The sequence below is a fragment of the Streptomyces sp. NPDC020747 genome (genome assembly GCF_044334695.1).
Classification (GTDB): domain Bacteria; phylum Actinomycetota; class Actinomycetes; order Streptomycetales; family Streptomycetaceae; genus Streptomyces.
Genome location: NZ_JBIRTJ010000019.1, coordinates 1 through 13,336, shown reverse-complemented (window position 1 = coordinate 13,336; position 13,336 = coordinate 1). Strand labels below are relative to the sequence as shown.

The following is a 13,336-nucleotide window of genomic DNA, read 5'->3' as shown; positions in this document are numbered from 1 at the left end:
GCGGCCTACGACCGTTTCGGTGCGGCTTGGGAGCGTCGCGCCCCCAAGCCGCCGCGGTCGCGTACGTCCCCGTCAGCTCACCCGGGTGAGCTTGGGGCCGTAGCCCGGTTCGACGAGGTCCGACTGGAGGGCGACCGGCACCTCGACCGCGTTGCCGCTCGTGCCGTCACCGACGCTCAGGGAGCCGACCTTGGTTCCCGCCTTCGCCTCGTGCGGGATGACCGTGCCGTCCTCGCCCAGCTTCAGCTTGACGGTCTGTCCGGCCCAGCCCACCGCGGAGACGTCCTTCGTGGCGACGACCGGCGTGTGACCGCCGAGCCCGTCGTCCACGTACCCCACGACGTCACCCTTCTTCAGGATCTTCCGCGAGGTCAGCGCCTCCTGGGCGGCGATCATCGCGTCCTTGCTGACCGCGTTGACCGTGTCGATGATCGGCGGCTTGTGCTGGCCGAGGACCGCGCCGACGACGATGACGTTCTCGCCGCCGACCTCCTGGGTGGCGGCGAACAGCAGGTTGCCGCCGGCCTTGGTGGTGGAGCCGGTCTTGATGCCGATGGCGTTGTTGTACGGCACGAGGCGGTTGTAGTTGTCCCACTTCTTGCCGGACGGGTCCACCCAGGTCGGCAGCTTGGTGATGTCCACCAGCGCCTGGATACGCACCAGTTGGTTGCCGAGCTTCACCTGGTCCTCGGCGGTGGAGACGGTGGTCTCCTTCAGGCCCGAGGGATCGGTGTACGTCGTGTCGGTCATCCCGAGGTCCTTGGCGGCGGCGTTCATCTTGCCGACGAACTCCTCCTCGGAACCGCCCGTGTCCCAACGGGCCAGCAGCCGCGCGATGTTGTTCGCGGAGGGGATCATGATGGCCGCGAGGGCGTCCTTCTCCGTGAGGACGTCACCCTCCTTGACGGTGTTGAGCGTCGACTCGTTGTTCACGTCGTAGCCGCCCTCCGTCTCCGCCTTCGCGTCGACGGGGATCTTCACGCCGTCCTCGCCGGGCTTCAGCGGGTGGTCCTTGAGGATCACGTACGCCGTCATGGCCTTGGCGACCGAGCCGATGGCGACCGGCTTCTGCTCACCGAACCTGTCGACCGTGCCGATGCCGTTCACGTCCATCCAGCCCTGGCCCTCGTCGGGCCACGGGAGGGAGACCTTGTTCCCCTCGAAGGCGTACGACTCGTCGGCCGTCAGCGCGAGCGTGGGGGTGGGCAGCGGGCGTACGGCCTGTACGACTGCAAACACCACGACCAGCAGCAGCAGCAGCGGCGTCCAGATCTTGACCCGCCGCACGACGGTCCGCACCGGGGTCTGCCGGGGCGGCGGCGTGTTCGTCAGCTCCGCCAGCAGGTCCAACGGGGGCTTCGGCGGCAGGGGTTGCTGGGCCGTCCGCTCGGGACCGACCTGCGGGATCGCGGCCGTCTCGGCAGCCGGCGGAACCGACGGCGACGCGACCGGCCGCCCCTTCAGCGGTGCCGGCTCGTCGAGCGGCTTGAGGGCTACGAATTTGCTGGTGCGCTCGGACGCCGACTCGGCGGAGACCCCGGAGGACTTGGCGGCCCAGGCCGGAGCGGGCTTCCCCTCGGCAGCCCGATCGGCACCCTTGCCGGACTCGTCAGCCTTGTCCGGCTCGGCACCCTTGCCGGGGTCGGTTGCCGTGCCCTTGTCCGCGCCGGCGTCCGGCTCGGCGTCCGCCCCGGGCTTGGGCTTCTCATCGGTCTCGGCACCCGGCTTGGCGCCGCCCCACTTGAGCATGGTGGTGGGCTGATCCACGGCACGCGCCGGCATCTTGAAGATGGCGGTGGGCTGGTCGACGGGAGGCTTGGGATCGGGATCGCCATCGGAGTCCGCGTCCACATCCGCGCCCACCCCGCCGTCACCGGCGACCACCGCGTCGGACTCGGCACCGGCCTTCACGTCAACGCCGGCGTCGCCCGCACCCGGGGCTTCATCCGCGGGTTCATCCGCGTCGGCAACAGCATCGGCCTCGGACACGGCGTCGGCCTTCGCGCCGCCGGCCTTCGCGTCACCGGGGACCTCGTCGGCGGGCTCGCCCACACCGGAGGCAGCACCGGCCTCGGGCACGGCATCGGCCTTCGCCTCGGCGTCGCCGTCGCCGGGGGCCTCAGCCTCGGTGAGGCTCTCACCGTCGGCGGAACCTTCATCCGCGGACGCGTCGGGCTCGTCGGACCCGACCTCCTCGGGCGCCGCGTCCGCCTTCGCGTCGGCGCCGGCCACCGGCTCGGCCTCCGGCCGGTCCTTCGCCCCGTCGGTCGCCTCGTCGGTCGCCCCGTCCGTCATCTCGCTCCGCGACTCGTCCTCGGGCTCCCGCCCGGCGTCCGCGTCGGCGCCACCAGCGGGCTCCGCGTCGTCGGTCTCGGCGGCGGAGGCGGCGTCCCCGGCCGGGGTCTCCGCGTCAGCGGCACCCTCCGGCTCGGCGTCTTCGTCGGTCCCGGCGGCGGACTCGGTCTCCGCCGACCCGCCCTTCGCCCCGGACTCACCCTCGCCATCCGAGTCACCGGTGCCGGCACCGCCACCGGCGGCCCCCTCGGCGGCGTCCGGATCCTCCGCGTCGCCCCCGGCCGAACCGGCCGAACCCGACGTGTCCGGTTCCGGACCGTCGGCGCTCTCGGCGGCACCGGAACCCGCGTCGTCGGAGGCGTCGGCGTCAGAGGCGCCCTCAGGCGCCTCGTCGTCCGCCGTCGCGACCCACGCGGCCACCACGTCCCGCAGTCGCGCGTCACCGCCCTGGGTGCCCTTGGCGGGGCCCTTCCCGGCGGACTCCGGGTCCGCAGAACCGTCACTCCCCTGAGAACTCCCGGCGACGGACCCCTCCGACACCTCCGACCCCGCCGGACCCGCGGAGCGCTTCGTCGAGAACACAGCCGTGGCCGTGTCCACCCGGGCAGCCGCCGTCACGGCCTCCCTGGCGACCGCCAGCCGTGGATCCGGAACCGGAGCCCTGCTCCCCGACGTCGGTTCTGCCGACGACTCGTGCTGCTTCGACCTGTCGGGGGACTCGCCCGCCACCGGTGCCTCCTCCATGCGCCACAACTCAGTGCCGCCAACCGAACCATGAACCCGCCAAGCCATGCACATACGCCCGGACATCCCGTGTCCGAAGCATGTCCCAGTGTCCTGTGTGCGGGCTTAACCCCAGTGGTAGACGAGAACGACATACCTATCGGTTCCACTACATTCCGGTCACGCACTCTCGACAGACCAATGTGAGAGGGGTCACCCTGTCATTCATCCACGCGGGGAGGCATGGATGGGCAGGAGCCGCAGAACACTTCCGGAGGAGCTTCTGTTGCTGGCGCTGGACCCGACCACGGGTACCACCGCACAGCCGCAGTCGCTCGACCTAGGTCTGGCCGGAGCGCAGCTAGTGGAGCTGGCGCTGGCCGGACGGATAGCCCCAGACGGGGATCGTATCGCCGTGGTGGCACCACGGCCGACCGGAGATCCGACCTTGGACTGTGCGCTGGAACTACTCCGCAGGCGGGGTGCTCCAGTACGCGCTGTGAACTGGATCGGCGGGCCCCGCCTGGGGCTGCGCCAGACATATCTCTCGCATCTGGAGCGGTGCGGCATGGTGCATGCCGTGGCGGGACAGATGTGCGGGGTACTTCCGACGACTCGCTATCAGGCGACGGACACGGAGATCAGCCGGGAGATCAGGGCCCGGCTGGACAGCGCGATCCGCACCGGCGTCCCGCCGGACCCGCGGACCGCCGCGCTGGCCGCGCTGGCGCACGCCGTCGGCCTGGGCAAGCACCTCTACCCGGGGAACGAAGGGCGTTCGTCTCGCTCCCGCCTCCGGGACCTGATCAGGCACGACCCCATGGGCGGCCTCGTGGCGCACGCCGTGATGGACGTCCAGAACGGTGTGGCCGCTCAGCCACGCCGCAGCCCGGCACCGGCCGGCCGTCAGGCCGCCCCCGGAGCCAGGCCCGCACCGGAGCCCGCCAGGGGCGTTCCGATGCAACCGCGCCGCGGTTCGATGGCGCGTGCCGTGGCTCACTGAGCCGCAGTCCCACGGCACCCGCCGGCACGACCGCGGCACAGCAGTACGCGTAGGACACGTAGTACCCGTAGGACCACGTCAGCGCCGCACCGACGTCCCCAAGACCCGGTTCGGGAGCCGCTGGGCCGCGCGGGGCGATGGGCCGTACGTCCGGACGACGACACGGCCCGCCGCCCCGCGCGTCGGTATGTCATCGCATGTGCCGCCAAGTCGCATGTATCGCAACGTCACGTATCTCCGCGTACGACCGCGCGTCTCATCACACTTCTCACCACTCTTCCACGCAAGGTGGCGCGAGGTGGCGACAAGTGGCGCGTACGCACGGCATATCCGCTGTTTCCCAGCGGTAGCAAGCACCTTGGTGGCAATCTGCTCAACAGCAGATACGCAAAGTACAGACAGTACGCAGCCGGAGGTGCACGTCCCGTGGCGTCCAATGTCAATCCCACCGTCAGGCGACGCCGGTTGGGCCAGGAGCTGCGCCGGCTCCGCGAGCTCAAGGGCATGACGGCAGAAGAAGTGGCCGAGCGGCTGCTTGTCTCGCAGTCGAAGATCAGCCGCCTGGAGAACGGGCGGCGCAGCATCAGCCAGCGCGACGTCCGCGATCTGTGCGGGGTGTACGAGGTCGAGGACGTCCGGATCGTCGATTCGCTGATGCAGATGGCCAAGGACTCGCGCCAGCAGGGCTGGTGGCACTCCTTCGGCGACATCCCGTACAGCGTCTACATCGGCCTGGAGACGGACGCGGCGAGCCTGCGCGTGTACGACCCGCTGGTCGTCCCGGGCCTGCTGCAGACCCGTCCGTACGCCGAGTCGCTGATCCAGGGCGCGCTGCCGGAGGCGGCCCCGGGCGACATCGAGAAGCGTGTGCAGGTACGGCTGCGGCGACAGGAACGTATCTCCGACCCGGAGAACCCGCTGCGGCTGTGGGCCGTGCTCGACGAGGCCGCGCTGCGCCGGACCGTCGGCAACAAGCAGGTGATGATCGAGCAGTTGGAGCATCTCGTCGAGATGTCCCACGTGCCGCATGTGACGGTCCAGGTCATTCCGTTCACCATGGGCGCCCATCCCGGGGTCAGCGGGCAGTACGCGATCCTGGAGTTCCCGGACGCGGCCGACTCCAGCGTGGTCTACATCGAGGGCGTCACCAGCGACCTGTACCTGGAGAAGGCGAACGACGTCCAGAAGTACAGCGTCATGTACGAGCATCTGCGGGCGCAGGCCCTCAACGCGGACCAGTCCCGGGAGTTCATCGCGGACGTCGCCAAGGACTACGCCACCGTGGCGATGTCCTGAGGCGGGCGGTGCCGGTGGGACGGGGCGTCACCGGGCGGCGCGCAGGGCGGTGTTGGGCCGGTTTCCACCGTCCCCGGCGAGAGGGCGCCGGAGAATACACCCTCGCGGTATCTCAACGGAAGACTCCGCTGGTATATGCCACCCAGACGGGTGAATAGTCGCTTCGTACGCCGATGTTGGCGAGTAGCGTCGATCACGCCAAGGAGCAACAACCTTGGCGCAATCCGAACCGTGGGTTCCGGAACGAACCCGCAGCGCGGTGACAGCAACTCAGCAACTGGCTACCGGAGCGAAAATGGCAATCAAGCAAGGCGCCACGGATACGTGGACGAAGTCCTCGTACTCCCAGGGCAACGGCGCGTGCGTCGAGGTCAAGTCCCCCGTCCTGACGGCGCTGGCCGTCCGCGACTCCAAGGTCCACGAGGGCCCGACGCTGGCCTTCGCGGCCGGCTCGTGGAACGCCTTCGTGTCCGAGGTGAGCCGGGGCACCGTCTGACCGCACCACAGGATGCCTCGCGCAGCACGAGCACCAACGCGGCAAGAGCATCGACAACGAGATCAACAACTGCTCCGAACAACTGCATCGACAACTGCACAAGCACCACGAAAGAGCCCTCTCGACCGGCCCGCCGTCCTGGCCGAGGGGGCTCGGCCATTTCCGGATCTCCCGTCTTTCAGAACCTTTTTCAGGACCTCCGGATGTGATCAACCCTCCTGACTGTTCGCAATCCGCTCCGACCTTCAACCGACGGTTCCTGTTCGATTACAGTGCTGAGCTGTCGGCCGTACCGACAGAATCGGCACGGGATCGGATCGGGATCTGTAGGAGGCCTCGGTGGGTGCGACAGCCGGTGCCGTCTGGGGCCGTGCCGAACAGCAGGACTTCCGCAGCCGGGTGCGTGGCACGCTCCTCGGCGCGGCCGTCGGGGACGCGCTGGGCTCGCCCGTCGCCCATCTCCCGATGGAGGGGATCCGCGAGGCGCACGGGGCTCAGGGGCTCGCCGATCTCGCCTTCGGGCACGGCAGACGCGGGGCCGTCTCCCACCTCACCCAGCTGACGCTGTTCTCCATGGACGGGTTGATACGGGCCCAGGTGCGCCGGGACACGGGAGCCTGGCATCCGCCGACGGACCTGCACCGGGCATATCTGCGGTGGGCCTCCACACAGCGCGACTGGGGTCCCGACGAGCGGCGCAAGGAGGACGGCTGGCTGGCCCGCGAGGAGTGGCTGTACGCCCGGCGTGAGCCCGCGCGCGCCTGTCTGGTGGGGCTCGGCGACGAGATGATGGGAACGCTGGACGCCCCCAAGAACCCCGAGGAACAGGGCCCCGAGGCGGCGGTCCGCTCCGCGCCCTTCGGGCTGCTCGTCGGCTGGGAGCCGCAGCTGGTGATGCAGCTCGCGGTGGAGTGCGCGGCACAGACCCACGGGCATCCGACGGCCTACCTGTCGGCGGGGGCGTACGCCGTGGTGGTGCACGGTCTGGCGCGTGGGGAGAGCCTCGACGCGGCCGTCCAGCGGGCGCTGCAGCTGCTGGCCGCGCGCCCCGGGCACCAGCCCGTCTCGGACGCGCTGCAGCAGGCGCTGGGGGCCGTACGGCAGGGCATGCCCACTCCGGCCCGGGTCGAGGACCTGGCCGGGGGCGGTACGGCGGAGGGGCTGCTCTCGGTGGCCGTCTACTGCGCCCTGGTGGGCGAGGACACCCGGCACGGGCTCTGCCTCTCGGTGAACCACGGCGGCGACTCGGCGGCCGCCGGCGCGCTCACGGGCGCCCTGCTCGGCGCGCTCCACGGCGAGACGGCCCTGCCGCCGTCCTGGCTGGCCGAGCTGGAGGGCCGCCCCACCATGCTCGTCCTCGCGGACGACTTCGCGATGGAGATGACCCAGGGCCCGGCCCTGCACGGTCCGGCGGGCTCCTCACCGGGCTGGCTGGCCCGCTACCCGCGCGGCTACGCGGCCCTGGCGGGCGCCGCCCCGGTCCCGGCGGGCTGACCACAGGCCCCGGCGGACGCGTAGGGTGGCCGCTCGCCAGGAAGCGGCCACCCTCGCAGTCGTACGGACGAGCCGGTCAGTCCTTGACCGGTGTGCCGACCGCTCCGTCCGCCGCCCCCGCGGGAGCCGGGACCGCCGCGGCGGCCGAGCCCCGGCCGTCGTCGTCGTTGTTGATCTTCGCGATGAGGGCGTCGCGTTCCGGGGTGTCCTCCGGCTTCACGTACCCGATGAGGACGTAGAGGACGAGGGAGACCGCGAGCGGGATCGACACCTGGTACTGCAGGGGTACGCCGCCGTCGACGTTCCAGCTGATCGGGTAGTTGACCAGCCAGAAGGTGAACAGGCCGAGCCCCCAGCTGATCAGCGCGGCCGTGGGACCGCTCTTGCGGAACCAGGGCAGCAGGCCCAGCATCAGCGGGATCGCGATCGGGCCCATGAGCCCGGCGACCCACTTGATGACGACGGTGATGATGTCGTCGAAGAAGCCGGAGTTGACCTGCGTCGCGATGGCCATCGAAAGGCCGAGGAAGAGCAGCGTGGCCCAGCGCGCGGCCAGCAGCCCCATCCGGGTGTCCCACTCGCGCACCTTGCGCGAGACGGCGGGCATGATGTCGCGCGTGACGACGGCCGCGATCGCGTTGGCGTCGGACGAGCACATCGCCATCGTGTGGGAGAAGAACCCGACGATGACCAGCCCCAACAGCCCGTGCGGCAGCAGCTGTTCGGCCATCAGCGCGTACGAGTCGGCCGGCACGTCCGTCTTGATGATCAGCGGCGCGACCCACATCGGGAAGAACAGCACGAGCGGCCAGACCAGCCACAGCGCGGCGGACAGGGCGGCCGACCGCGTGGCGGACTTCGCGGAGTCCGTGGCCATGTAGCGCTGGGCCTGGTTCCACATGCCGCCGTTGTACTCGAAGGTCTTGATGAAGAGGTAGGCGATCAGGAAGACCATCATGTACGGGCCGGCCAGCGGCTTGGTGTGGCCGTCGAGCGCGGGCTCGTCCCAGACGCTCCACAGCGTGCTGAAGCCGTTGAGCTCGGCCATGACCGCGACGAGCATCGCGATGCCGGCGATGAACTGGATGACGAACTGGCCCAGTTCGGTGAGCGCGTCCGCCCAGAGCCCGCCGACCGTGCAGTAGACGGCCGTGACGGCGCCGGTGATCAGGATGCCCATGTTGAGCGAGACACCGGTGAAGACGGACAACAGGGTCGCGATGGCGGCCCACTTGGCGCCCACGTCCACGATCTTCAGCAGCACGCCGGACCAGGCGAGCGCCTGCTGGGTGGGCAGGTCGTAGCGGTTCTTCAGGTACTCCAGCGGCGAGGCCACGTGCAGCCGTGAGCGCACCCGGTTGAGCCGGGGCGCGAACAGCTTCGCGCCGATCGCGATGCCGATGGCGATGGGGAAGGACCAGGTGACGTAGGAAGTGACGCCGTAGGTGTAGGCGATGGCGGCGTAACCGGTGAACATCACCGCGCTGTAGCCGGACATGTGGTGGGAGATGCCGGACAGCCACCACGGCATCTTGCCGCCGGCCGTGAAGAAGTCGCTGACGTTGTCGACCCGTTTGTGGGACCAGACACCGATCGCGACCATCACACCGAAGTAGCCGATGAGCACGGCCCAGTCGAGCCCGTTCATATGCCCCCTCCCAGGGTCGTGTGACGCCCGCTCATCGTGGGTTCGATGACATGACTGCGACAACAGGCCGTACCGCCAAGAGGAGGTAAAATAGTTCTGCTCACTGACCTCGATTCATGTCCATGAACGAGGCCGGAATTGGGCTACCGCATCAATTCCCCCGCGTTGACCAGCAACGACTGTCCGGTGATCGCGCGCGCCCGGTCCGACGCCAGGAACGCCGCCGCGTCCGCGACGTCCGAGTCCGTGGCCAGCTCCGGCAGCGCCATCCGCGAGGTGAGCCGCTCCAGTACTTCGGCCTCCGGCACGCTCTCGGTGTGCGCGGTGAACTTCACGTACGCCTCCACCGGCGGCCCCCACATCCAGCCCGGCAGCACGGTGTTCACCCGGATCCGGTGCGGGCCCAGCTCCCGGGCCATGGAGTACATCGCGCTGGTCAGCGCGCCCTTCGAGGCCGCGTACGCCGCCTGCCGCACCTGGGAGGGTGCGGCGACGGACGACTGCGTGCCGATGACGACCACGGACCCGCCGCGCTCCTTCAGCGCGGGCAGACAGGCGCGGGTCATCCGCAGGGTGCCGAGCAGGTTCACGTCGAGGACGGACTGCCAGGTGGCGAAGTCGGCGTCCTCCAGACCGCCGAAGTAGCTGTCCCAGGCCGCCACATGGACGACGGCGTCGATCTGCCCGAACCGCTCCTTCGCCAGCGCGGCGAGCGCCTCGCACTGACCCTCGTCGGTGATGTCGGTGGCCCGGTACGCCGTGTGCGCGCCGTCCGGGTCGAGTTCGGCGGCGGCCTTGGCGAGATTGGCCTCGGTGCGGGCGCCGAGCACGGCGTTCCCGCCGTCCCGCACGACGGCGGCCGCGACCTGGTGACCGAGCCCGGCCCCGACCCCCGAGACGACGACGGTCTTGCCCTGGAGCAGTGACATTGCAGGCCTCCCGGCTCTGGCGGTTGATCTGACGGTCCGTCAGAGTAGGTCCGTCCGGAGGAGAAGGCCAGCGGCGCACCCGAGTGCCTCAGTGCGTGTAGACGGGGCAGATGTGAGTCGGGTTGAACGGCGCCCGCCCCTTGCCTGACGGCATGACGTAGACGGCCGTGAAGATCTCGCCGATGAGTGCGCGGCGCTGATCAAAGCGGCCGTTTCTCCACTCGGCTGCGCAGTCGCGTGCCCTGGGTGTCCGTGCGGCCGCCACATGCTCGGCGGCTTTGCGCTCCAGAAGGTCGAGTTCGGTGTTCATGGCGGAGAGCGACTGGTAATAGTCGTCCGGGCGCAGCTCGGAGACGGATTCGTGCCCCGTGGCCCATGCCGTGACGAGAGCGCGCTTGCGGGCGCCGATGGCCGAGATCCGGGTTTGGGTGTCACGCAACTCTTCCGGGGCTGCGGCACTGGCGACGAGGTTGGACGTCGCCCGCCCACGCGCCCACTCTGCGACCAGATTCTCCAGGTGCTGATCCACCGGTTCCGCGCGGCGACTGACCTTGCCGCACGCGTTACGGGCTCGGCCTGGGCAGTAGTAGATGACGTGCCCACGCCGTGCGACCCATTTGGCGCTCATCGGAGCCTTGCAGACCCCGCACCGGAGGTACCCCGTGAACAGGTATTTGCGATGGTTGACACCCTCATGGTTACGGAGGATCCCCTTCTCCGCGCTGAGCACCCTGCGGTGGTCCAGTTCGAGCTGTGTGTCCGCCCAGAGCCTCCTGGGAACGACCGGATCCCATTTGCCGACTACAGGCAGGCCGTCCTGGCCGACGAGCACGCGCCCCCAGCCATCCCGCTGACGCTGATACTCGGTGCGATGCTTACCCTCGTACGAAACGAACCCGCAGTACCGGGGGTTGGTCAGGATCGCCTTCACAGTCGGCTGAGCCCACTTCCCGCCTCGCGGTGAGGGAATATTGTCGCCGTTGAGTTCACGGGCGATACCCGTAATGGAAGCGCCCTCGGCGAACCGCTCGTAGATGCGCCGGGCCACACGTGCGCGGTCGGGCCGGAGAGTGCCGTCCGGATTCCACGCGTACGGTGTCCTGCCGGTGAGTTCCCCCGCCGCCGCGTCCGCCAGATGGTTTCGCGCGACGCGTCGCGATGTGTCCTGCGACGATTTGAGCGCCATGATGCAGAGCATCCGCGCCATGTGCCTGTCCGCATCGGAGATGAGATTGAGGTCGCCCATGACACCCACGGCGGGGCGCTTCGCGTACTCGATGACGTCGATCAGATCCTCAAGATCCCTTGGCCGGCGGGCCAGCCGATCGGTGTCGTAGAAGATGATCCCGTCGATCCGCCCCGCCAGGAAGTCCCCGAGCATTCGTCTGAACTCGGGGCGAACAACGACCCAGTCGGCCGAACCGTCCGCCCGCACCGTCCGCTTCTTCCTGAAGGCGCTGGTGTCGTTCTCCCGGTAGCTTTCGACAAAGGGCGCCCAGCCCAGGGCGATGCGCTTCGCCTCTGCGTCGTCGAATTGAAGGTCGAGACCCTTCTCGTCACCTTGGCGGTCACGAGAGGTACGCAGATAGCAGCCTGGCCGCTGTGGAATGTGGGCGCGCACGTCGTCGCCGACCGCGAGCGCGACCGAAGTCCGGTTGCGTACACGCTCCGGGATCGTCACTCCATCCCACGACGCGACAGCGGCGCCTTCCGTCGCTGCAGCGCTGAACATGGTCATGTGCCCTCCCGAAGTGGTGCGATGCACCCCTGAACGCAGTTACTTCCAAGGTGCGTTTCGGTGCATTGATCACAGATCACCCACTTGGGCTACTTATCGCACACCCATTCCCGCCACTCGACATCTGACGTATCGTCAGGAACGGCTTTGAGGGATCTTCAGGAGAGGTTGGGAGCGCGCATGCGAGACGCCGAACGCGAAGAGACCTATCCGGATCTGTACGGCAAACTGGCGTCAGTCGGGCCCTACGGCGTGGCGGTTGGGCATGCACTGATCACGATGGTCGAACCTCACCCGGGGTGCGAACGCGCCTACCACAGATGGTATGAGGACGACCACTACTACGCAGGCGCGATGGCGATGCCGTGGATGTACGCGGGCCGGCGCTGGGTCGCGACCCGTGATCTCCAACTCCTGCGCTATCCCGAGAAGTCGGCGGTCGCCCAGCCGGTCACCGCCGGCTGCTACATCTCGACGTACTGGGTCACCGACGGCCGCTACGACGACCACATGAAGTGGACCGTCGGCATCAACAAACGGCTGAACCGGGACGGCCGGGTCTACCAGGACCGCACGCACGTCTTCACCGCGTTCCAGGACCACGAGGCGACGGTGTACCGGGACGGGGCCGCCGGACCGCGCGACTTCCACGCCCTCGACCATCCGTACGCGGGCCTGGTGGTGGAGGTCATCGACGCCGAATCACCCGCCCAGCGGGCCGAGTTGCTGGAATGGCTGCGCTCCCGCCACCTCCCCAAACGCCTCGCGGGCTCCCCCGCCGCCATGGTCACGGTCTTCCGCCCGACCCCGCTCCCCGGCGACCGCATAACGTACGTGAAGCAGGTCGAGGGCGTCGACACCCGGCTGACGCTGCTGTGGTTCCTGGAGGCGGATCCGCGGGAGTGCTGGGACCCGTACTTCACGGGACTGGACGCCCCCGTGGCCGAAACCGGCCTGGGCAGAGTCGAGTTGATGGCACCTTTCATCCCGACGGTGCCGGGGACGGACCGGTACGTCGACCGGCTGCGGTGATCCACCGGCCGTGCGCGGCATACACCCAGGTCTCTCGCGGTTGACCAACACACCTACGCGAAAGGGGACTTGAGGAATGGCCGCAGCACGCGCGCTTCCGCTCACCGCGACCCTGCTCACCGGCACGGTCGCGCTCTACATCACGCTCGTGGCGTTCGGGAACATCACCGACTTCGGCACCAACCAGCAGTTCGTCCAGCACGTCCTGTCCATGGACACCACCTTCAAGGACGACGACCTGATGTGGCGGGCCGTCGAGTCCAAGGGGCTCCAGGACGCCGCGTACACAGCGATCATCGTGTGGGAGACGATCGCCGCGCTCGTCCTGATCCTGGGCACGTTCCAGTGGTTCCGCGACGACCACCCGCGGGCGCGGCGGACCTCCACCATCGGGCTGCTGATGCTGATGCTGCTCTTCGGCGCGGGGTTCATCGCCATCGGCGGCGAGTGGTTCTCGATGTGGCAGTCGCAGGACTGGAACGGGCTCGACGCGGCCATGCGGGTCTTTCTGCTGAGCGGGGTCGTGCTGCTGGTCAACCACCTGCCGATGGAACGAGTGGAGCCGGCCACCGGCACACGCACGAACGCCTAGATGATCGATTCCAAGGGGTCGGCGCGCGTAGGCGGCCTGCGTTCAGCGGGGGTGCGCCCCAACGTGACGTCCGTTTCCTGCCAGCAACCG

Annotated in this window: 10 protein-coding genes; 6 read left to right on the top strand and 4 right to left on the bottom strand. The window is 69.1% G+C overall.

All coding sequences use genetic code 11. The features are described 5' to 3' along the window. Nucleotides 1–72 precede the first annotated feature (72 nt). On the bottom strand, nt 73–3,039 hold the full coding sequence (locus ACH4YP_RS39090; protein ID WP_398495799.1) for a D-alanyl-D-alanine carboxypeptidase: 2,967 nt from the start codon (nt 3,037–3,039) through the stop codon (nt 73–75). 226 nt (nt 3,040–3,265) lie between these two features. Here ACH4YP_RS39090 and ACH4YP_RS39085 point away from each other — a divergent pair, with 226 nt between their 5' ends. The 4 genes from ACH4YP_RS39085 to ACH4YP_RS39070 all read left to right on the top strand — a co-directional run bounded on the left by ACH4YP_RS39085 (nt 3,266) and on the right by ACH4YP_RS39070 (nt 7,307). Further along, entirely contained in the window at nt 3,266–4,021 is a 756-nt protein-coding gene (locus tag ACH4YP_RS39085; RefSeq protein ID WP_055615874.1) for a GPP34 family phosphoprotein, read from the top strand. Nucleotides 4,022–4,447: 426 nt separating this feature from the next. Beyond that, nucleotides 4,448–5,317 carry a helix-turn-helix transcriptional regulator gene (locus ACH4YP_RS39080; RefSeq protein ID WP_361071124.1) on the top strand — a complete coding sequence of 290 codons (870 nt, stop codon included), beginning with the start codon at nt 4,448–4,450 and terminating at the stop codon, nt 5,315–5,317. A 295-nt stretch (nt 5,318–5,612) separates the two neighbouring features. Further along, nucleotides 5,613–5,813 carry a DUF397 domain-containing protein gene (locus ACH4YP_RS39075; RefSeq protein WP_361071121.1) on the top strand — a complete coding sequence of 67 codons (201 nt, stop codon included), beginning with the start codon at nt 5,613–5,615 and terminating at the stop codon, nt 5,811–5,813. 339 nt (nt 5,814–6,152) lie between these two features. Further along, a complete protein-coding gene (locus ACH4YP_RS39070; RefSeq protein ID WP_398495796.1) occupies nt 6,153–7,307 on the top strand; it encodes an ADP-ribosylglycohydrolase family protein in 1,155 nt (384 codons plus the stop codon). 76 nt (nt 7,308–7,383) lie between these two features. Here ACH4YP_RS39070 and ACH4YP_RS39065 read toward each other — a convergent pair whose 3' ends face one another. The 3 genes from ACH4YP_RS39065 to ACH4YP_RS39055 all read right to left on the bottom strand — a co-directional run bounded on the left by ACH4YP_RS39065 (nt 7,384) and on the right by ACH4YP_RS39055 (nt 11,622). Further along, nucleotides 7,384–8,955, bottom strand: a complete 1,572-nt coding sequence (locus ACH4YP_RS39065; protein ID WP_398495794.1) for a sodium:solute symporter family protein — start codon at nt 8,953–8,955, stop codon at nt 7,384–7,386. Between the two features lie 143 nt (nt 8,956–9,098). Continuing rightward, complete coding sequence (locus tag ACH4YP_RS39060) at nt 9,099–9,884, bottom strand: SDR family oxidoreductase (RefSeq protein WP_328845214.1); 786 nt, start codon at nt 9,882–9,884, stop codon at nt 9,099–9,101. A gap of 88 nt (nt 9,885–9,972) precedes the next feature. After that, nucleotides 9,973–11,622 carry a recombinase family protein gene (locus ACH4YP_RS39055; RefSeq protein ID WP_398495792.1) on the bottom strand — a complete coding sequence of 550 codons (1,650 nt, stop codon included), beginning with the start codon at nt 11,620–11,622 and terminating at the stop codon, nt 9,973–9,975. Nucleotides 11,623–11,802: 180 nt separating this feature from the next. Between ACH4YP_RS39055 and ACH4YP_RS39050 the strand changes: the two genes are divergently transcribed. Together ACH4YP_RS39050 and ACH4YP_RS39045 are read left to right on the top strand one after the other, a co-directional pair. Then, on the top strand, nt 11,803–12,654 hold the full coding sequence (locus tag ACH4YP_RS39050; protein ID WP_398495791.1) for a hypothetical protein: 852 nt from the start codon (nt 11,803–11,805) through the stop codon (nt 12,652–12,654). A gap of 76 nt (nt 12,655–12,730) precedes the next feature. Next, nucleotides 12,731–13,246 (top strand): DUF2165 domain-containing protein, encoded by a 516-nt coding sequence (locus ACH4YP_RS39045; RefSeq protein WP_398495789.1) that lies wholly within the window; start codon nt 12,731–12,733, stop codon nt 13,244–13,246. The last annotated feature ends 90 nt before the right edge of the window (nt 13,247–13,336 follow it).